This is a genomic window from Variovorax sp. GW458-11-26-14-LB1 (assembly GCF_059423965.1).
This window is the reverse complement of sequence record NZ_JBWKYW010000014.1, coordinates 95,232-113,224: the sequence shown is the minus strand read 5'-3', so window position 1 is coordinate 113,224 and position 17,993 is coordinate 95,232. Positions and strand designations below refer to the sequence as shown.

Here is a 17,993-nt window from a genome sequence, read left to right as displayed (position 1 = left end):
TTCAACGACGTGTGGCAATTGCATAGATGAAAGAGCCGGAGAGACCGGAGGGCGAGGTAGAAGAGATTTCGATCACGGAGTCACCTGGCCAACATTGAAAATTTGCACCACCAGTCACGGTGGTACCTGCAATGCCTGCACCAAACCAGACCTGGTTTCCGTTCACTTTGATCGAGACAAATCCCGTCATCATCAAAAAGACAGTCCCCATTGCGAAGACCTCCAACGTCTGCCCCGTGCTGTTGCGGTAGAGCAATTGACAGACATTCCCCGGCGAGACTGCGTATCTGGGAACGGTGACCGCTTCGCCGCGAATGTTGAGCGTGTCGATCACGTTGGCCTGACCGATCGTCAGCCCTCCCCGATCCAGGTTGAAGCCCGGCCCCCACAAGCGGAAGCTATCCCCTCCGTTGGGAGTCCCCAGCATCTGCAGGCCGCAAGGCCCCTGGGTGAAGTCGACAAAAGAGGCGCCATCCGGTGCCTTGGCGAGTATCCAGCCCCATCTGCCATCGCCGTACCACTTGTCGGTGGAGCGGATGTAGCCCCAGTCCGTTCCCGCCATGTTCCCGTTGATCGTGATCTGACCCGCACTGATGTAGTTCAGCTTCGAGATCGTCGCCGTCAACTGCTCCACATCCAGCGAGCGGGCCTTGATGGACCCGTCGACAAACAAGTTGCCATCCATGCCGATGCTGCTGGCACCGTCCACGCGACCAACGATGAACGGGTATTTGGGCTCCCCGCCGGTGGCGGTCTGGGCGATCGCGAACTTGTCGACAAGTACGACCATCTTGCTTTCGGTGTTGCCGCTGTCGTTTTCGAGCAAGATCCCGGCGACCCTCTTGTCGGCCGTGAGGTTGAGCTTCCACGTCGACTTGACCTTTCCGTCAAGCGTCGCAAGCGCACTCGATGTCGCCGTGATCGACGCGGTGTTCCCATTGACCCTAGCCGTCACATTGGTCAGTGCCGTCGCCTGGCTCGTGATCGCGCCTTCCGCGCTGGTGACTCGCGTGGTCAGCGCATTGACCGCGCTGGCATCCGCCTTCGTGGTCTCCGCCTTGGTGATCCGCAAGCTGTCCGTGACATCCTCGAAGCGGAACCCCTGAATCTCCGTGTACCCCGTTGTGCCACCGGTGTGGTTCAGGGCAAAACCGGGGCTGACCGAGGTGTCGCCGAAGGCACTGCCGAGCAGGTCCAGCGAGATCTGGGTCCAGACGTTATTGGGCAGGCTGCCGATCGCGATGGGACTGTTGCTGTAGTTGCCCAACGTGTTGCGCCACCAGGTCCAATAGTGCGTGCCGTTGGCATCCACGCGTCGGACCCATGCCGTGAGGCGGTAGGTCCGCGCCGGGTCGATCACCACCTTGCTCTTCGAGTAGTTCCAGAAGTTCGCGCCGCCCACGGGCGAACGGCACACCGTCGTGGCGACCTTGCCGGTCGTGGTCGTGACGAAGTACGTCGCCAGGTTGGTGCCGTAGTGGCTGCGCCAAGCCGCTGCGTTGGCCAGACTTTCGTCCGCCGTCAGGCTGGCCTGCGAATCGGCACGTCCCAGCTCCAACCCGCTGTTGATGCTGGTGATTGCATCGCCCTGCGAGGTGATCAGGCCCTCTGCATTCGTGACGCGCGTCGTCAATGCGGTCAGGGCCGTGTTGCTGGCCTTGCTCGGCAGGCCGTTCGTCGTGTGGTTGACGGTGGCCGACAGCGCCGTGATCGCGTTGGCGTTCGCCGTGTCCGCGGTGACGCGGGCACTCTGCTCCGCCGTCACGGCCGCAGCAGCATCTGCCTTGTTCGTGTTGACGACCGCTTCGAGCGCTTGCCGTGCAGACACCTCGGCCGCATCCGCCGTGATGCGCGCCTGGCGCTCCTCGTAGATCAGGCCGCTGGCGAGCGTCGGGCCCGTCGGCTTTTCCCAGACTTCGAAGGCATTGCCCACGAAGTCGTTGACCAGCGACGCCCCGATCACCGTGTCCAGGCTGCCCGAGGTATCGGGAACGCCCGTGAGCGCCACCGACAAGCCCTGCCGCTGGATCGCCTCTGCGCTGTCCGCCTGCGCCCGTGCCACAGCCTCGGCCTGCAGCGCTGCGGAGCCGGCCGTGGCGTTGCCGGTGACGGTCGCCTGCAACGCGGTGATCGCATTGGCATTGGCCGTGTCGGCGGTGGCGCGCACGCTCTGCTCGGTCACCAGCGCGGCATCGGCGCTGGTCTTGTTGCCCGCGACCGTGGCCGCCAGCGCCGTGCGGGCCGTGATCTCCGCGTTGTCGGCGGCGATGCGTGCCTGGCGCTCGCTGTAGACCAGGCCCGAGCTGACAGCACCCACGTCCGTGCCGGTGTAGGCACCGCGCACCTGCGTGGCCAGCGATTCGCGTGCCGTGACTTCCGCCGTGTCCGCCGTGGCCCGCGCGCTCTGTTCGGCGTTGATCGCGGCATTGACGGTGGCCAGGTTTCCGGCCACGGTCGCGGCCAGTGCCTGGCGGGCCGTGACCTCGGCGGCATCGGCGTTGGCGCGTGCCGTCTGCTCCGCCACGAGCGCGGCATCCGCGTTCGTCTTGTTGCTGGCCACGGTGGCTGCGAGCTGCTGCCGGGCCGTGACCTCGGCGCTGTCCGCGCTCACCCGTGCATCGCGCTCCGATGCCAGGAGGCCCGAGCTCAGTGCGCCGATGTCGTTGCCGTTGTAGGCGCCGCGCAGTTGCGTCGCGAGGTTCTCGCGCGCCGAGACCTCGGCGGCATCCGCACTCGCACGCGCAGCAATCTCGCTCTGCAGCGCGGCGTTCGAAGCACCCGGCGATGGGCGTCCGATGGCGACCCAGTCGATCTCGAAGTACGCCGTGGCAGTCTGCGCCGCCGACAGCTCGATCCGGAGCTGGTCGATGGCCACATCCCAGCCGGGGCTGACCGTGACCATGCCGATGCCTGCGCCGTCGTAGGTCGGCTCCGTCATCGTCACACGCCGCGACGCATCGAAGCCACTGTCGCTCGCCGCACGCCAGGACAGCGCGCCGTCCCATGCGGGCGCACCGACCTTGCGCACACGCATGCGGATCTGGCCGTAGGTCGAGCCGTTCGCGGCAATGCCCACAGGCGACACGATGAAGGGATCGGTCGCATGGTTGGCGGGGCGGATCCATCCCGCTGCCACGGAGGGCGTGCCATTGCCCGTCCAGGCCTCCAGGCCGGAATCGAAGTACCAGATCTTTGCGTAGTCGAACTGCTCGCCCACGCCTGCCGAGATCAACGTGATCTGCTGTGCCAGGGCTTCGTCGCTCGTGGCGCGCGCACTGCGCTCCTGGTAGATCAGGCCGCTGACCACCTGCGACAGGTCCGACCCGCCGTAGCCACCGGTGAGCTGCGCCTGCAGCGTCTCGCGCGCGCTGACTTCTGCGGCGTCGGCCGCCACGCGCGCCTGGCGCTCTTCGGCGATCAGGCCGCTGCCCACCTGCCCCAACGCCGGCGCCTGCCACACACCGTAGCTCTGCTCGGCAAACCCGATGTCCAGCGACGCGCCATCCACATAGGCCAAGGTGGCGGCGAGATCCGTCGCGCCCACCAGCGCGACCGCGAGTGACTCGCGGCTGCGGGCCTCGGCCGCGTCCGCGGCACTGCGCGCCGAGGCTTCATTGCCGATGGCGGCAGTCAGCGACGCGTCCGCGGCCTGCAGCTGCGTGGCCAGTTGCTGGCGTGCCGATGCTTCCGCCGCATCGGCGCTGGCGCGCGTCGTGGTTTCGGTCTGCAGTGCCGCCTGCGCGGTGCTCAACGATGCGTTCAGCGTCGTGAGGCGTGACGATAGCGACTCGTCAGCGGTCTGCCGCGCCGTGGCTTCGTCCGCGATCGCGGCGCAGCGGGCATTGGTTTCGGCAAGCAGCGCCGCCGCCCGCGCGCTCTGTTCGGCGGTGATCGCCGTGGCGCGGGTGCTGGCCTCGGCCGTCACCGCAGCCTTCCGGTCGGCCACTTCCTGCGAGACGGCCGCCACACGTGCAGTGATCTCGGCCTGGTCGGCCGCAGCGCGGGTGGTGGCTTCGGCGGTGAGCGCATTCGTCACCTGCGTGACCTGTTGCGTTCGCTGCTGGGCCTCGGACACCAACGCCGCCGAGCGCGCGGCCGTTTCTGCCGCAAGGGCGGCCGTTCGCGCAGCCGCTTCGGCGCTCAGGGCCTGCGCGCGATCCTGCGTTTCCTTCGTCAGCGCCTGGCCCTGCGCCTGGTCGACGGCCTTGAGCTCGTCGACGGCTTCATTCAGGCCCTTTTCGAGCTCTTCCAGCGCTTCGTCGATGCCGGGCAGCACCGTGAGCTGCACATACGCGGCAGCGCTGCCGTTGCCGCCGGCATCGACGGCGCGCACCCAGTAGCGCCAGCTGCCCGTGGCTTCGGTGCGAACGAAGGTCCGCTCTGCCGTGCGTCCGATCTCTTCGGACGTCTCGAGCGTGGCGCCGCGGCGCAGCTCGTAGTACGCGATCGGCTGCATGGTCTTGCAGTCCTGCCAGGCCAGGTCGATCTCGTTGCGCCAGACGGTGCCGTTCACGATCGGCTGCGCGGGCGCCGCGATGTCGATGGACGCGGAGACCGGCACCGACCATTGGTTGGACGTGCTGCCGTGCGAAGCCCAGACACGCTGGGTGCCGGCGCGCAGCCATCCGAGGTTGGCCGCCACGCCCTTGGCGGAGAACACCTCGTCGGCCAGCTCCCAGCTGGCGCCGATGCGCACGCGGGTCGTGCTCCAGTCGAGCAGGTCGAGCCCGATCGGCTGGCCCCAGGTGGCGACGATGCCGGCGTCGGTCACGTCGAGTGCGAGCCCCGCCACGTCAGCAGGCACGCCGCCCTTGCCGACCAGCGTGTGCTCGGCAGTGGCCCACGGGCTCGATGCGTAGGGCGTTCGGAAGCGCGCACGCACCTGGTAGAGGCTGCGCACCGACAGGCCCAGCAGGAAGGTCTCGGTGGCATCGCCCGGCAGTTGCGACGAGTGCCAGTCGCTCACCGGTGCCAGCGAGCGCCATTGCACCTCGACCGCGCCGCTCTTCAGGATGTTGAGCTCGTTCGACTTCGCCCACGAGACGCGGGCGCGCGCCACCATGCCACCGTCTTGCAGCGACATCTGCGACGGGCCGCTTTCCACCTTGAAGTCGAACGGTGCCTGTGGTTGCAGGAACGGGCTCGGCAGGTTGGTGTTCGGCGCCGCGTCGGCCAGCACCTCGTCGGCCAGGTCGTAGTAGGCCGGCACGTCCTCGATCACGAGCAGCGACAGCGGTGCGTTGCGCGCGTAGGTCCAGTCGGTGACGCGGAAGGTCTTGTTGGTGAAACCGTACAGCGCGCTCGAGAGCACGATGCGGTCGCCGGGCTGCAGATGCCAGGCCAGCATCTTCGGATGGATGCGCAGCACGAAGCCGCCGCGGCTCTGCTCGACCACCACGCGGGCGATCTGGTGGCAGCGCACATGCGAGGTCGTGAAGGCCAGCGCCATGTCGGTGAACTTGTCCTTGGCGTCGAGCGCACGGAAGGCCTGGTTCTGGTAGGGCGTGAAGTCTTCGCTCACCCCGTTGCGCGCCGCGTTGACATAGGTGCCGCGCATGCCATTGAAGCGGCTCGCGCCAGGGTTGGAGGTTTGCATCACGGCCGTGGGCGCCAGCATGTCCTCGTCGGTGAGGTTGAGCACCGGTGTCGACCAGGCACCGGCCTGGATGCGCCAGACACCACCCGACTCGAGGCTGAAGCCCGCCATCGAATCCTCGAGCTGTTGCCGTGTCGACTCGCGGTCCTGGTCCGAACGGAACATGCCGTCGCAGACATACCGTGCCTTGGAGCCACCATGGTTGACGGCATCGACGGCGCTGTAGACCTCCTGGTCGCAGGCATTGGCCGCTGCAATCAGCGCGTTTTCGTCGATCTGGTCGGCGGCCGCGAGGTAGCCGGTCTCCGAGCGAAGGAAGTCTGCCAGGCACAGCGCCGGGTTGCGCGAGTAGGCGGTCTGGCCGGTGCGGGGGTCGTAGACCTTCTTGCCGCGCAGCCTGGCCGTGATCTCGGGAAGGCCGCCCTGGAAGCGCTCAAACAGCATGTTGAGCGTCACCACCGCATAGGTGCAGCCGCTCAGCTTGTGCTGCTCCGTCCAGAGATTGGCACCCGGAAGGGTCTGGTCGACATTCCAGCGAAGGAATGCATCGGCTGTGTCCACGCCACCGGGCGACGTGTGGAACTGCACGTTCACTGCCGGGCCCTCTGAAGGCCAGCCCGTGAACAGTGGTGGCATCTGGAATTCCGAGCCGTCGGTCCAACCGAACTCATTGGGCCGCCCCACCGATGTGCCGTCGATGAAGATCTCGTCGATCGCCTCGCATTCGTGCGATGCGAAGACCATCACGATGTGCTTGAACTGGGCCATCGGCCCGCTGTCGAGCACCGCAACGATGGACCCGCCGACACGTGCGGGCGCGCCGTAGACCGTGGCCCAAGGCGCTTCGGAACTGACCAGCGTGGCCGTACGGTCACGCAGGTTGGCCACGTCTTCCGCGAACTTGCGGGCAGCGGCTTGTCGCGCCTTCTTCTTGGCCTGCGAGGACGCGTAGGCGTTGCTGACCATGGAAATCGCGGTGCTGACGATCAAGCCGCCAACCGCGGCCGCCGCCCCTGCGCTGGCGCCAACAGCCGTACCGATTGCCGTAAAGAAGCTCACAGGATCCGCCATTGCAGCGGTACAGACGCCCAGAAGGGCGCCAAGGACCAGGAAAAAACGAATCAGACGCGCCATGCTGCCACCCCCGCCGTCAAAGGCAAAAATTGGAGGCGATCCTTGCCAGGCGCCACGATGTTCGAGCCGGTGCAGATGCCAAAACTGTGGCCCGACACACGGCCCACACGGCCGCCGCTTCGCGCCAGCACCACATCTCCGCGCTGAGCCCGCAGGCCGGGCAGCGCCGGCCCGAGAAGGGTGGATGCAGCGGCTTGAAAGCCGCCGACCGCACGCACGTGCCTGAGCGCCGTCAGCAGCCTTTTGGGCGCCAACGCGCCGCCTTGCGCGCGCAGCGGCTCGAGCGGGTCGGTTCCGCGTTGCTCGCGCACCCAATCCGCTGCAATGGTCGCGCAGTCGTGCTCGAAGTAGGCGAAGCCGATGTGGCGTCGCGCGTCGATGAAAGTGTCGAGATCAATGCTCATTTGCTGTGCACACCCAGGTTCTGTCGATATTGAAGATTGGCCTGCAGCCACTTGCCGACCCAGACGGCCGGGTTGCCGATCAGGCTGGTGAGATAGACGAAGCCCAGCTCACCCGGATGCCGTGCCTGGTGCTGCGCGTTGTTCATGCGCAGCGCGGCGGGATTGCTGCGCACGTCGTAGCTGGCGGTGCGGCAGTCCATGCTGATCGAGGCGTTGTTGCCATCGCGAGCGATCTTCATCTGGTCCATCACGCCGACGAAGCGCAGCACGGGCGCGCCGGTGATCTGCAGCGTGTTGGCATCGAGCATGGCGATCCAGACCCGCACACGACGGTCCTGGTAGTCGGCGGGATCGCCCAGCGCCAGGGCACGCGTTCCGATGTCCACCGGCGAGAGCGTCAGCGTGAGCTTCTCGGCCGCACCGTCTTCGCTCTCGTGCAGCTCGCCGATGGAGCCGAGGTTGCCCACGCCCTGCCAGGTCTCGCCCATGACCTGGACGCTGAGCGGCCAGTTCGTGAAGCGCGCCGTGCCCGAGCGCAGTTGCAGTTCGACCAGTGCGAGTTCGCCATAGGCGCCGGCGCTGGCGGTGGCCTGAAAGCCGCTGTTGGTGGTGACTGTCATTCCCAGGACTCCATGAGATCGAGGCTGAAGCCGCCCTGCGTGCGTGACTCCGACGACCAGTTGTTCTTGGCATCGACCTTGCGCATGAGGCAGGTCGGACGATCCCAGACCACGGCGCTGCCGGCAGCCACGGCCACGCGCAACACCGGCTCGACCGACACCACGATCAGCCCCGACGCGTTCGCCACGGCATCGGCCTGCACGTGCAGCAGCTGTCGCTGGATCGATCCCTGGTTGACGCCGATCCAGTCGCCCTGCAGCAGGGTCTTGCCGGCCTGGGCCGCACCCATCTGGATCGACAGCGACGACGCGCCCGCTGCAGCGGCCAGTGCCGTCCATGTGCCCCGCGCGCTACCGCGCGGGGCCGGCTGCAACATGTCGCTGACCGCGAGCACGTTGACCTGGCCGCGCAGCGCATGCACCAGGCTGCGCCACATCGCGGCCTCGTTCATCAGAGGGATGCGCTCTTCGCTCACGAGCGCACAGGTACGGCGCGGCGGTGCCAGCACGGCAACCTGCGACGAGCCGGTGTCGCCACTGCTGAAGCTCAGGTCGAAGGTCTGGATGCCGAAGTCCTGCCGCTTGACAGGCAAAGTGGGGGGCAAGGTGATGATGCTCATTGGGGCACCACCCGCATACGCTTGAGTTGTTCCATTTGGCCTTGGTTGTTTGCTTGAAGTGCACGGTCCAGATCGGCCATCACGGCGCCGCGATCGGACCTCGAATCGATGTGGAAGACAGTGGAGGGTGCGTAGTGCAGCGCGCCGCCGCCACTCGCACCTTGAGCGCTCACGCCAAGGCGGCCGTCGGAACCACGGCGCAAGGGCATGATGGCTTCGGGCCCCGCCTCGCCCATGAGGCCGATGCCGTTGGCGAAGGGGAAGAAGGTGGGCTTGCCGACCACGCTGTTGGCGTAGGTGTGCAGGCCGGGCGAGGCGAAGACGTTGCCGTTGGCGCTCGTGACGAAGAACTTCATCACGCCGTTCACGAGGCTGCCCAACCAGTTGCTGCCGGAGCTTTCGCCTCCAAGAGCCCCACCACCCGAAGATCCGCCCTTGAACAGGCCCGAGAACCATCCGGAAAATGCCTCGACGGCTGGCTTCAGCGATGTGTCGTAGAGCGCGTCCGCTATCGACGAAACGATCTTTTTCTTGAGCGACTCGCCCATCTTGTCGAAGGCCTTGTCGTCGCCCTGCAGAAAGCCCGTAAAACCCTCTCGGAATGCCCCATTCAGGTCGTCCGACAGCTTGCGGCTTTTTTCGTCCCGCTGGTTCTTTGCCTTGTCACCCGCTTCGACACCTTCGGTGTCGCTGGGCATGTTCAGACGATTCCTCTCAGACAGGACGTTTTCACCCGTCCATTTCTCGTCTTTCGTCTCTTCAGTGCCTTGAAGCGCGGAGCAAAAATCTTGACGAGAACTCCCCGACTCTTCTTTGCAAGGCGCACAAGCAATCTCGATCTGCAACTGAAGACCCGCGATCTGAGCTTGCTGAATGCCGGCGCTCGAGCCACGAGAAGCAGTCGGGTTCCGAGGTGACCCTTCGACGCGGCCCACCGAAGCAGATCCTGATCGAACAAGTGCGCCCTTTTTCTCCAGCTCGACAACAACCTGTTTCGCACTCTCTATCGCGTTCTTTTTCTGCTCACTTTCTGTGCGCTCCTTCGTGACCGCATCGGTTTCAGAGATCTTGGTGCTGGCATTTGCTGCCTGCGTCGCCGCAGACTTGGCGTCATGCCGTTGCATTTCCCTTAGGTTTTCAGCCCGATCGCTCCATGTCGAAGACATGGGACGCACCAGGAGGCCGACAGCAGCCCCTTCCCCTGTTTCGGCAAACGGAGTTCCCGCCCCGCCATCTCGACGACGACGGTTTTCGAGTTTTTTCGAGGCTTGCTCCGCTTTCTCCTGCAACGTGCTTCCGCGCCCTAGGTTGCGAGGAATATCTTCTAAGAAATCTCGAAAATCGGTCACCCACGGCTTCACGCGATCGACCAAGAGCCTGTCTTTCTCGCCTTGTTTGGCTCTGCGCGTCCTTTCGACGGCATACGACTTTTGCGCGAGGGCCTCTGCGGCCTGGCGCTGCCCTGCGTCCTCTAGCCGGCCGATCTCCGTGAGTTCTGCTCCACTGAGGTATCCGTACTTCTTGTTGAGCTCAGCGGATTTCTTGAATGGCTCATTCGCCAGTTCGCGGAACTCGTCCGCGACCTCTTTCATGGGCGTACCCAATACTCGGTTCAGGGTTGTGAGGGCGGCTCCGGTCTCCTTTAGAACTTGGCCTTGCACGTGCCCATCTGCAACGAGCATCTGCAACGCCTGTGCTTCTTTCGCACGAGACCCGGTGGCGCCTGCGTTCTCACGCTCGATCCTTCGCAACTGGTCATTCGTCACGCCTGCGTAGTTGTTGCTGAGCGTCCTCGCCTCGGAATACGCCGCGTCCTCCCTCAAGCCTTCGATGGTGCGCTTCCCCAGATACTCCGCCGTCTTGAGACCGGCCTTGACAATTGGACCTCCCGGGATTTTCTTGATTGCCAGGTTCGCCAAGTTGGCGGCGCCGGTGAGGTCTTTCAGTGCTTGCGTTGCGGCGGGCGCTTCTTTCAGCACCAGCGAAGCGCCTGTCGTTGCGGGGATTCCTGTTTTTTGTTCAGCAGCCATGTCTGTATGGTCCGTTCGGTAGGGGGAAAAAATGAGGCCGACATTCGCCGGCCTCATGCTTCTTCAATCGCCTGCGGCCTTCCTCGCGCTAGACGTTCAGCGCCGCAATGCCCTCGTCTTCCATCACCTGCAACTGCAGGAACACTTCACGCTGGCGCACACGCGGAATGCCCAGGCGCCGCATCGCCACGTCGACCGCGCCGAAGTCGAGCCCCTGGAACCACGCGCCTGCCGCACCGGCGACCACTCGCCATTGCGTGCGGCAGGCGTGGAACACCTCGAAGGCTTCCTGGTGTTCCGGCCACAACTCGAATGGCGGCGGGCCGTCCCCGTTCGCCGTCGAGGAGACGAGCTTTCTCGGGTCGAGGCCGAGCGACGCGCACTGGCTGCGGAGATCGTCGTCCAGCTCGTCATGGACGCGATGCGCGACTCCGAGCACGAAGCGCGCGGCGCCCCTCAGTTTTTTACGGCGGCCGGGTACGCGTGCTCGAAGTAGCTGTAGGCAATGGCCGCCTCGAAGGTCGGCCAGTCCTCGGCCGCTGCGGCGCGGTTGTCGGGCGTGCAGATGAAGGGCGCGTTGTCTTCGCCCTCCAGGCCCTTCCAGTCGGCCAGCACCATGTCGAGCAGTTCGCGGTCGGTGAGGCTGCGCGCGTCCAGCCGCGCCTGCAGCGTTTCGTTGTCGGTCTTGGACAGGCGCTTGAAGACGGCGTCGAAACGCACCTCCTCGACCTGGCCGTCACCGGGCACACGCATCACCACGGGGGCGATGAAGGTGGGCTTCACGGCGATCTTGAGCTTCTGGGGCATCGGGTTCTCTTCCTTGAGTCTTGAATGAATGAGTGGGTCAGCGAATGAAGAAGAAGGCCGTGCTCAGCGCACGACGATCGACCACTCGTCGTTGCCCGAGCCGCTGGGCACGAACTCGAGCGGCACGGTGACCATCTGCACGCCGTCGACGTCGCTGTAGGTGGGCTTGCCGATCTGCGCGCGCGGCGAGAGGAACTCGACCACGTTGGTCGCGCCCTGGCCGTGCTTGAGGGCCAGGGGCACGCGCTTGCTCGAACGCGCCATGCCGATCCAGTCCTTGGTAGCCACCGAGGTGTTCTCGAAAGTGACCGAGCCGGTGGAAACGCGGGCGGTGATCTCGACCGAGTCGACGGTCATGAGGTCGCGCTTCACGACGGTGTTGCCGGCATCGAAGCTGAAGGCGCTGGCCGCCACGCCCAGGCCGTCGAGCGTGAGGGTGGTGTTGGCCTTGTTCACGCCCAGCGGGTCCATGAACTTGGTGTAGTCGGCCGTGGGCAGCGGTGCATCGGCGGCAGGCACGAACAGGCCCGTGAACTCGAACTGCCACTTCGGGATGCCCTTGGCGTCGATGGTGGCCTTCACGTTGCCGTGCGCGTCGGTCATCTTGTAGACGGTGCCGTCGACGTTGCCGTAGATGGTGAGCGACTCGAGGCCGTCGGTGGCCGGGGCGAAGGTGGTGCTGACGCCGGCGGCCGTGGTGACGGCGATGGCACAGCCGCGCATGAGCGCGGCATAGGCCGGCACGTCGCCGGCGGCGGCGACGCCCGCGATCTCGACCGAGAAGGCGATCTTGCTGTACTGGGTCACCAGCACGGAGCCACGCGAGCCGAAGTAGGGTCGCACGTTGTCGCGCTGGACCACATCGCCTTCGATGGGCGTCAGGGTGACTTCGCTGACCAGGATGGCGTTGGCCGCACCGGTCGGAAGGGCGTCGGTACCGCGTACCGTTTCAGCCTTGGCCAGGATAGCCATCTTGCGCATGAGTTTTGCCATGTCGGCGTTCTCCGTTGATTGGTTGGTTGGTTGATGGAAGGAAGGGACTGATGAACAGAGGGTCTGGCTCAGAGGTAGCGCCAGGTCCGCAACTGCAGGGAGGCGCCGTGGCACTGCACGCCGCAAAAACTGACCGCACCGGTGCCGCCGACCTGCATGCCGTCGGTGGCTTTCTCGTCCTTGATCGGGCTGGGTGCGCATGCACCGCCGAAGCTCGGGTCGGCGCGCACGGCGTCGCGCACGGCCTCGATCAACGCGTCGAAGGCGAGCTCCGAAGCGGCGGCGTCGTCGACGGCCATGTAGCCGTGCAAGGTCCAGGTGTCGACGCTGAGGGTGCGTCCGACATTGAGGCTGCGCTCCTCGGTGGCGTCACGGCGCAGCCACCAGCCGCGCAGCTGCTGTGCGCCGCCGGGCAGCGTGTGAAGGTAGAGCGCGCGCAGCCCGGCCTCGTCGCTCGCGAAACGCTCGCGGTCGTGAACGCGGCCGATCTGCGGCACGCCGTTCAGCGTCTGGACAATGGCCGCGCGCAGGGTGTCGAGGGCGCTCATGCCGCGGCTCCGGCCGAATGCAGCGGCGTGAAGATCGTGTGGATGGAAGTGGTGTGCATCGTTTGCTGCGTTGGTTGGTGAATCAACTGTCGCGGCCGGGCCCGAAATGCAAAAGGCCGACATCTGTCGGCCCCTGGTGCGAAAAGACGGCGGCGCGCGCCTCCGTTCATGCGTTCAGTTCGCACCGGGACCCCCACCGCGAAACCACTGCTTGATGGCCTCGATGAGCAGCGCGGTGCCGATGGCCATCGCGCCGCCTGAGGCGGCGCCGAACACGGCCGCGCGCTGCTCGACGGCACGCAGCCTTCCGTCGAGTGCATCGAAGCGCGCATCGAAGCTGTCCATGCGCCGGTTCTGCTGGTCCTGCCCCTCCTTCAGGGCTTGCACGAGGCCGTGGATCTGGCCGAGCAACAGCAGTTCCTGTGCGCGGGCGTGGGAGTCGCTCATGGGGCGGGCCTTTCTGTGATGAACTCGATCAGCGCGCGATGCCGGAGGCGATCGGCCGCGCAGGATTTCGCGTTGAGGTGGTGGTTGTCCCAGGCGTCGTCGACGGTGAGACCGGCGTCAGCAGCACAGGCTTCGACGGAGGTGTCAGCAAGTCCGCAGGCACCGGCGGGAACGTCCGTGCCCGCGAGGGCGCTGTTCCACAGCCAGACAGCAGCAAGGCTGAGGCGATGACCGCGGTCGACAGGGTCGCGCTGTGCATCGCCAGGCGCGACAGCATCCGGGTCCGCTCGCGGCGCGACAGGTCGCGCAGGATCGCCAGGCCGCTCAGCGCGGCGATCAGGAACAGCAGGAGGAACGACAAGAGAAACGCGCCGGCGTAGATCATGGGACGGGCCTTCGAGGGTGAAGTAGCGGGCCTGCAGGGCGCTGGCGCCGAGCTGGTAGCGGGTCGATGCGGCGCGCCCGCGCGCGTACTCGGCTTCGAGGTCTTTCGCGAATTGCGCGGCGCGCTGTGCCTCCTTGTCCTGCCAGAGGACACGCTCCTTGGTGCGGCCTGCGTCGTGCACCGCCCATCCGCCGACGGCGAGCAGCAATGCGCCCGCACCGACGGCCACGGCGATCACGGAAAGTCGTGTGCCGAAGGTCATGGCACATTCCCCTGGCATTGCGCATGCAGGCGCAGACGGTCTTGCCAGAGTCCGCCGCAGGTCTTGTTGCCGGGCGCGGAGCAATCGGTTTTGCCCGCGTACTTCCAGCCAAGGATGGCGTCGCATGCACCTGCGTAGTCCCCGCGGTTGAGCCGCTGCACCAGCACCGAGGTGTGGCCCGCGCGGCCGCCCGTGCAGAAGTTGAAGGTGCCGATGTTGTAGGCCAGGCTCACATAGGCGTCGTACTCGTGTTGGTGCAGCGGCACTTGCACGCACTGCTTGAGCGCGCTTTCATACGTCTGCACATCGCGCAACGCGCGCTGCAGCGCGGGCACGGGCGCCGTGGTGTCGCCCATGCGCACGCCGCCGGTGGTACCGAAGCCGATGGTCGGCACCGCGGTGCCATGCACGGGATCGGGGTACGCCTTGTCGCTGTAGCCCTCGCGCGCGACGATGCCCACCAGCCCGGCCGCGCTGAGCGCGAGGACGGTCAGCAGTTGGCGCGGGGACGCGCCCCCTTTTTCGGCGGACGCAGGTCGCCGCCGGAACCTTCGAAAGATGTCATTGCCCATGCCCTGATGGTCGGGCGCGGGGGCCGATCGGCTGAGGTCGACATCCGCCAACCTCCTTTTCCGCGCGGGGCGCTGCCTACACTGGCCTGCCCGCCGATCGCGGGAACGCGCGGGTCAGATCTCGCCGCCGTGCCAGACGACGCGGCCGCTGATGTGCAGTTCGGCCGCCTGCTCGGCGCTGAGCACCTGCGGCTTGTAGGCGGGGTTGTAGCTGATGATCTGCAGGCCGCCGGTCGAGAAGTCGCGCTGCAGCACCTTCACGTAGTCGTGGCCGTCGAGCTGGATCACGTACACGCCGTCCTGGTCGAGCGACTTGGTGGCGGTGTCGACCAGCAGGATGTCGCCGTTGTTGATCTTGTCGGCCATCGAATCGCCTCGCGCATGGACGATGCGGGCATAGGCCGGCTTCACGCCCTTGCGCGCCATCCAGGCCCGGTTGAACGCGAAGCGGCCCATGTCTTCCTGCGAGCCGTTGTACGAGCCCCCGCCGGCGCTCACGCGCACGTCGAGCAGTTCCACCAGCACGAAGGTCTCGTCGTCGAGCCCGTTCGACAGCGGGCTGGCCGGCTGGGCGGACTGAAAAGGATTCAGCTCCGCCGGATCGACGCCCAGCGCCAGGGCCATCACATACAGCTGCGCGAGGCTGGCGTCGCTGACGCCCCGCTCGATGCGCCCCACCGTATTGAAGTGAAGACCGCTGCGCTGCGCGAGGTCGTCGATGGTGAGGCCCTTGCGCTTGCGCAGATCCCGTAACCGCGCGCCCTGTGCAAGGGCCAGCTCATTGACGCGGGCGGTCACCTGGGTGTCGTCGAAAGGGGTAGGGGTGGGCGACGTCACGATCACTCTGCTTTGTGCGAAGGCGCACATATTAAACACACAAAGGTACTTTCTCAACCCAAAAAGTGTTTCACCGACAAGAAATATCGCCCTGCGTGTTTTTTTAGATTGTCAAAACCTGTTTTGTGTGCATAATCGAAGTCATCAACACAAAACGAGATTTTTCGATGGACTGGCACCCGGCTCAGGTTAAAGCTGCACTTGCAATGGTCGGAACCAACCTGTCGAAGTTGGCCAAAGAACACAAATACGCGCACATCAATGAAGTTCTGTACCGCCCCTGGGTTGCGGCGGAGCGCATCGTGGCCCGCGCGCTGGCCCTCGAGCCCGAAGCGATCTGGCCCAGCCGTTACCGGCGTCCGCGCCACCGCGGCATTGCGATGACGCGCAATCCGCATGCGCTGGCACCTCCCGGCGAAGGACCGGACTGAGCGTGGCCGGCGGGCTCGTCGCACGGGATGCGGCCGGGTTGCCCGGCATGGCACGCCAGGGCTTGGCGTGTGCGCAGGAAGAAGAAGAGACGCGTGATTTCAAGAGTGCCCGATGAAGGTTGCAGCCTTCACCGGGCGTGCCAGTGAACTGAGCAGTGCCACGAGCGAGGAGAAATGTACTGTGAGAAAAGGCTTCGTCAAGACCGAGAAAAAGACCGTGTTCGACGGCGCGATGCGCTTCGAACGACTGGCAGGAGGTGCGTGATGCAGGACACCGCCTCTTCCTCCGAATGGTTCGTCGCCAAGGCCTTGCTGGCGCTCGCCGAGCAACGCATTGCGAACGCGCAGGCCGAAGCGGCCGCGCCGCCACCGCCGCCCGACGACACGGCCGAGCCGATGGCGGGCGACGGCGCCCCTTTCGCCGAACGCCTGTGGCACCTGCTGCGCATCCGCCGCGCACTGACCGCCGACGAAGCCGCGAGCCTACTGGCCGATGCGGACGACGACGTGGCCGAGACCCGGCGCCAGGCCGGCGCACTGATGCTGTCCTGGTCGCGGCAGCGCCCGAAGGACGTGCGCATCGGCGCGCGCCGCGTCGACGGGTTGAAGCGCTACGTGCTTCAGCGCGACGTGGGCGCCACGCCGCCGCAGCGCACGGCCAGGGAAGGACACCCCGCATGAACGACACCACGGACCAGGCAGATCGCACGGATCGCGCATGGGAGCAGCGACTCGCACGGGCCGTTGCAGCGCACCTCGAAGCGCACGGCACGGCATCGGCCGGGGAACTCGACCGCATGCTGGCGCACCACCTCGCGGGCTACCGGCCCGAGCCGGGCAGCCCGGCGCTTCGCCGGCAACTGGCGCGGCTGGCGGACGGCGGCCACGTCCACGCCGTGACGGTCGGCGGCCGGCGGCGCTGGCGATGCGGCCCCGGGCCCGTGGCCGAGCGCATGGCCTCGGCGCGCCGCGTGACGCGGCTCGACACCAGCGTCTACATGCCCGTGCACAGCCCCGTGGTGCGGCCGGGCGCGCTCGACTTCACGCGGGTGCCGAGCCTGCTGCTCGGCACGCGGTTCGGCTACTGGGGGTCCGCGCAATGAGCAGCGCCGACCCGACCCTCACCGCCGCCCAGGTGCTGGCCGAACTGCGGACCTGCGTCGGGCGCGCGCACGGCCTGCACGTGCGCGATCTCGTCGCCCGCATCACCGGCCGCTCGACACCGGCGCCCGCCCAGGAACGCCGCGCGCGCGAACACGTCGCCGCGCTGCGGCTGCAGGGCGAGCACATCTGCGGCAAGCCTGACACCGGCTACTTCATGGCCGCCACGGCGGCCGAGCTCGACGAGACCTGCCGCTACCTGCGCAGCCGTGCCGTCTCCGGCCTGCGCATCGAAAGCCGGCTGCGCCAGGTGTCGCTGGCGGCCCTGCTCGGGCAGCTCGCCCTTTCCGACAACGACACCCCCAAGAACAACGCCAACTCCTGAGAGGACATTCCATGCAAGAAGCCATCGCACACCACCCGGGTTACTGGAAAGACGCCAACGACGCGCTGATCCCGGTGTCGAAGATCAAGCCCATCGACAAGGACCGCCATGCCGTCGTCAGCGAACTCTGCGAGCAGGCCCGCCAGCAGAGCGCGGCGCTGATCGGTTTCAAGGTGGCTGCCATGAACGCGGTGCATGCGTTCATCGAGCGCAGCCTGGCGGCCTACGACGTGAAGCAGGGCGGCCGCAAGGGCAACGTCACGCTCGTGAGCTTCGACGGCAAGCACAAGGTGGAACGCCGGATGCAGGACACCGTCGTCTTCGACGAACGGCTGCAGGCGGCCAAGGCGCTCATCGACGAGTGCATCCAGAGCTGGAGCAAGGGCAGCAACGCCAACATCAAGGTGCTGGTGAACGATGCATTCCACGTCGACCAGCAGGGCAAGATCAGCACCGCCCGCGTGCTCGGCCTGCGCCGGCACGACATCGCCGATGCAAAGTGGCAGCAGGCGATGAGGGCGATCGGCGACAGCATGCGCATCGCCAGCACCAAGCCCTACATCCGCTTCTACGAGCGCAACGACGTCACCGGCGAGTACACGCCGATCAACCTGGACGTGGCCGCCGTATGAGCATGCACATCACCGATCCCTCTTTCTGCGCCTGGTGCATGGCGCCCGGCGCCAGCCTGCACGAGATCGCCTGCGACGCCTGCCGGCCGCAACTCGAAGCCGCGGGCCTGGTCGAACCTTCGGCGATGCGGGAGCGCCCGCACGCCAAGGTGCAGATCGGCCCCACCGACATCTGAAACGGAGCCCCAT

Annotated in this window: 20 protein-coding genes; 7 read left to right on the top strand and 13 right to left on the bottom strand. The window is 66.3% G+C overall.

The genetic code is table 11. From position 1 onward, the window contains the following. Nucleotide 1 precedes the first annotated feature (1 nt). The 13 genes from AC07YS_RS12335 to AC07YS_RS12275 all read right to left on the bottom strand — a co-directional run bounded on the left by AC07YS_RS12335 (nucleotide 2) and on the right by AC07YS_RS12275 (nucleotide 15,255). The gene (locus tag AC07YS_RS12335; RefSeq protein WP_495267926.1) at nucleotides 2–6,730 is read right to left on the bottom strand and encodes a phage tail protein; all 6,729 of its coding nucleotides are present in this window, start codon (nucleotides 6,728–6,730) and stop codon (nucleotides 2–4) included. Beyond that, on the bottom strand, nucleotides 6,718–7,134 hold the full coding sequence (locus AC07YS_RS12330; RefSeq protein WP_139700579.1) for a DUF6950 family protein: 417 nt from the start codon (nucleotides 7,132–7,134) through the stop codon (nucleotides 6,718–6,720). The genes AC07YS_RS12335 and AC07YS_RS12330 overlap by 13 nt, the downstream gene beginning before the upstream one ends. Continuing rightward, the gene (locus AC07YS_RS12325; protein ID WP_095950416.1) at nucleotides 7,131–7,754 is read right to left on the bottom strand and encodes a hypothetical protein; all 624 of its coding nucleotides are present in this window, start codon (nucleotides 7,752–7,754) and stop codon (nucleotides 7,131–7,133) included. The genes AC07YS_RS12330 and AC07YS_RS12325 overlap by 4 nt, the downstream gene beginning before the upstream one ends. Beyond that, on the bottom strand, nucleotides 7,751–8,374 hold the full coding sequence (locus AC07YS_RS12320; RefSeq protein WP_139700583.1) for a hypothetical protein: 624 nt from the start codon (nucleotides 8,372–8,374) through the stop codon (nucleotides 7,751–7,753). The genes AC07YS_RS12325 and AC07YS_RS12320 overlap by 4 nt, the downstream gene beginning before the upstream one ends. Continuing rightward, complete coding sequence (locus AC07YS_RS12315; RefSeq protein ID WP_495267927.1) at nucleotides 8,371–10,404, bottom strand: phage tail length tape measure family protein; 2,034 nt, start codon at nucleotides 10,402–10,404, stop codon at nucleotides 8,371–8,373. Before AC07YS_RS12315 ends, AC07YS_RS12320 begins: the two co-directional genes overlap by 4 nt. Before the next feature lie 88 nt (nucleotides 10,405–10,492). Beyond that, nucleotides 10,493–10,843: a DUF1799 domain-containing protein gene (locus tag AC07YS_RS12310; protein WP_495267928.1), complete on the bottom strand. Its 351-nt coding sequence runs from the start codon at nucleotides 10,841–10,843 to the stop codon at nucleotides 10,493–10,495. Nucleotides 10,844–10,860: 17 nt separating this feature from the next. Further along, nucleotides 10,861–11,211 carry a hypothetical protein gene (locus AC07YS_RS12305; protein WP_095950412.1) on the bottom strand — a complete coding sequence of 117 codons (351 nt, stop codon included), beginning with the start codon at nucleotides 11,209–11,211 and terminating at the stop codon, nucleotides 10,861–10,863. A gap of 63 nt (nucleotides 11,212–11,274) precedes the next feature. Next, the gene (locus AC07YS_RS12300; RefSeq protein WP_139700588.1) at nucleotides 11,275–12,204 is read right to left on the bottom strand and encodes a hypothetical protein; all 930 of its coding nucleotides are present in this window, start codon (nucleotides 12,202–12,204) and stop codon (nucleotides 11,275–11,277) included. 68 nt (nucleotides 12,205–12,272) lie between these two features. Then, nucleotides 12,273–12,752: a hypothetical protein gene (locus AC07YS_RS12295; RefSeq protein WP_495267929.1), complete on the bottom strand. Its 480-nt coding sequence runs from the start codon at nucleotides 12,750–12,752 to the stop codon at nucleotides 12,273–12,275. A gap of 174 nt (nucleotides 12,753–12,926) precedes the next feature. Beyond that, complete coding sequence (locus AC07YS_RS12290) at nucleotides 12,927–13,199, bottom strand: hypothetical protein (RefSeq protein ID WP_235944287.1); 273 nt, start codon at nucleotides 13,197–13,199, stop codon at nucleotides 12,927–12,929. Then, nucleotides 13,196–13,846 carry a hypothetical protein gene (locus AC07YS_RS12285; RefSeq protein WP_235944288.1) on the bottom strand — a complete coding sequence of 217 codons (651 nt, stop codon included), beginning with the start codon at nucleotides 13,844–13,846 and terminating at the stop codon, nucleotides 13,196–13,198. Before AC07YS_RS12285 ends, AC07YS_RS12290 begins: the two co-directional genes overlap by 4 nt. After that, on the bottom strand, nucleotides 13,843–14,418 hold the full coding sequence (locus AC07YS_RS12280; protein WP_495267930.1) for a lysozyme: 576 nt from the start codon (nucleotides 14,416–14,418) through the stop codon (nucleotides 13,843–13,845). The genes AC07YS_RS12285 and AC07YS_RS12280 overlap by 4 nt, the downstream gene beginning before the upstream one ends. A 114-nt stretch (nucleotides 14,419–14,532) precedes the next feature. Beyond that, the gene (locus AC07YS_RS12275) at nucleotides 14,533–15,255 is read right to left on the bottom strand and encodes an XRE family transcriptional regulator (RefSeq protein ID WP_221937729.1); all 723 of its coding nucleotides are present in this window, start codon (nucleotides 15,253–15,255) and stop codon (nucleotides 14,533–14,535) included. Nucleotides 15,256–15,422: 167 nt separating this feature from the next. Here AC07YS_RS12275 and AC07YS_RS12270 point away from each other — a divergent pair, with 167 nt between their 5' ends. From AC07YS_RS12270 to AC07YS_RS12240, 7 genes are all read left to right on the top strand, one after another. Beyond that, nucleotides 15,423–15,686 carry a helix-turn-helix domain-containing protein gene (locus AC07YS_RS12270; RefSeq protein WP_159274832.1) on the top strand — a complete coding sequence of 88 codons (264 nt, stop codon included), beginning with the start codon at nucleotides 15,423–15,425 and terminating at the stop codon, nucleotides 15,684–15,686. Between the two features lie 112 nt (nucleotides 15,687–15,798). Beyond that, nucleotides 15,799–15,951, top strand: a complete 153-nt coding sequence (locus AC07YS_RS12265; protein ID WP_495267931.1) for a hypothetical protein — start codon at nucleotides 15,799–15,801, stop codon at nucleotides 15,949–15,951. Next, nucleotides 15,951–16,367 (top strand): hypothetical protein, encoded by a 417-nt coding sequence (locus AC07YS_RS12260; RefSeq protein WP_495267932.1) that lies wholly within the window; start codon nucleotides 15,951–15,953, stop codon nucleotides 16,365–16,367. The genes AC07YS_RS12265 and AC07YS_RS12260 overlap by 1 nt, the downstream gene beginning before the upstream one ends. Then, the gene (locus AC07YS_RS12255) at nucleotides 16,364–16,789 is read left to right on the top strand and encodes a hypothetical protein (protein WP_139700593.1); all 426 of its coding nucleotides are present in this window, start codon (nucleotides 16,364–16,366) and stop codon (nucleotides 16,787–16,789) included. The genes AC07YS_RS12260 and AC07YS_RS12255 overlap by 4 nt, the downstream gene beginning before the upstream one ends. Further along, the gene (locus AC07YS_RS12250) at nucleotides 16,786–17,172 is read left to right on the top strand and encodes a hypothetical protein (RefSeq protein ID WP_139700595.1); all 387 of its coding nucleotides are present in this window, start codon (nucleotides 16,786–16,788) and stop codon (nucleotides 17,170–17,172) included. The genes AC07YS_RS12255 and AC07YS_RS12250 overlap by 4 nt, the downstream gene beginning before the upstream one ends. A gap of 11 nt (nucleotides 17,173–17,183) precedes the next feature. Then, nucleotides 17,184–17,804 carry a DUF3164 family protein gene (locus AC07YS_RS12245; RefSeq protein WP_095950404.1) on the top strand — a complete coding sequence of 207 codons (621 nt, stop codon included), beginning with the start codon at nucleotides 17,184–17,186 and terminating at the stop codon, nucleotides 17,802–17,804. Next, complete coding sequence (locus tag AC07YS_RS12240) at nucleotides 17,801–17,980, top strand: hypothetical protein (RefSeq protein ID WP_495267933.1); 180 nt, start codon at nucleotides 17,801–17,803, stop codon at nucleotides 17,978–17,980. Before AC07YS_RS12245 ends, AC07YS_RS12240 begins: the two co-directional genes overlap by 4 nt. Nucleotides 17,981–17,993: the final 13 nt, after the last annotated feature.

What these genes read in the sequence shown, in the direction of transcription:
- AC07YS_RS12300 (WP_139700588.1), bottom strand. Translation starts at nt 12,204, where the DNA reads ATGGCAAAACTCATGCGCAAGATGGCTATCCTGGCCAAGGCTGAAACG.
- AC07YS_RS12280 (WP_495267930.1), bottom strand. Translation starts at nt 14,418, where the DNA reads ATGGGCAATGACATCTTTCGAAGGTTCCGGCGGCGACCTGCGTCCGCC.
- AC07YS_RS12295 (WP_495267929.1), bottom strand. Translation starts at nt 12,752, where the DNA reads ATGAGCGCCCTCGACACCCTGCGCGCGGCCATTGTCCAGACGCTGAAC.
- AC07YS_RS12290 (WP_235944287.1), bottom strand. Translation starts at nt 13,199, where the DNA reads ATGAGCGACTCCCACGCCCGCGCACAGGAACTGCTGTTGCTCGGCCAG.
- AC07YS_RS12305 (WP_095950412.1), bottom strand. Translation starts at nt 11,211, where the DNA reads ATGCCCCAGAAGCTCAAGATCGCCGTGAAGCCCACCTTCATCGCCCCC.
- AC07YS_RS12270 (WP_159274832.1), top strand. Translation starts at nt 15,423, where the DNA reads ATGGACTGGCACCCGGCTCAGGTTAAAGCTGCACTTGCAATGGTCGGA.
- AC07YS_RS12250 (WP_139700595.1), top strand. Translation starts at nt 16,786, where the DNA reads ATGAGCAGCGCCGACCCGACCCTCACCGCCGCCCAGGTGCTGGCCGAA.
- AC07YS_RS12255 (WP_139700593.1), top strand. Translation starts at nt 16,364, where the DNA reads ATGAACGACACCACGGACCAGGCAGATCGCACGGATCGCGCATGGGAG.
- AC07YS_RS12265 (WP_495267931.1), top strand. Translation starts at nt 15,799, where the DNA reads ATGAAGGTTGCAGCCTTCACCGGGCGTGCCAGTGAACTGAGCAGTGCC.
- AC07YS_RS12330 (WP_139700579.1), bottom strand. Translation starts at nt 7,134, where the DNA reads ATGAGCATTGATCTCGACACTTTCATCGACGCGCGACGCCACATCGGC.
- AC07YS_RS12260 (WP_495267932.1), top strand. Translation starts at nt 15,951, where the DNA reads ATGCAGGACACCGCCTCTTCCTCCGAATGGTTCGTCGCCAAGGCCTTG.
- AC07YS_RS12285 (WP_235944288.1), bottom strand. Translation starts at nt 13,846, where the DNA reads ATGACCTTCGGCACACGACTTTCCGTGATCGCCGTGGCCGTCGGTGCG.
- AC07YS_RS12325 (WP_095950416.1), bottom strand. Translation starts at nt 7,754, where the DNA reads ATGACAGTCACCACCAACAGCGGCTTTCAGGCCACCGCCAGCGCCGGC.
- AC07YS_RS12240 (WP_495267933.1), top strand. Translation starts at nt 17,801, where the DNA reads ATGAGCATGCACATCACCGATCCCTCTTTCTGCGCCTGGTGCATGGCG.
- AC07YS_RS12320 (WP_139700583.1), bottom strand. Translation starts at nt 8,374, where the DNA reads ATGAGCATCATCACCTTGCCCCCCACTTTGCCTGTCAAGCGGCAGGAC.
- AC07YS_RS12335 (WP_495267926.1), bottom strand. Translation starts at nt 6,730, where the DNA reads ATGGCGCGTCTGATTCGTTTTTTCCTGGTCCTTGGCGCCCTTCTGGGC.
- AC07YS_RS12245 (WP_095950404.1), top strand. Translation starts at nt 17,184, where the DNA reads ATGCAAGAAGCCATCGCACACCACCCGGGTTACTGGAAAGACGCCAAC.
- AC07YS_RS12315 (WP_495267927.1), bottom strand. Translation starts at nt 10,404, where the DNA reads ATGGCTGCTGAACAAAAAACAGGAATCCCCGCAACGACAGGCGCTTCG.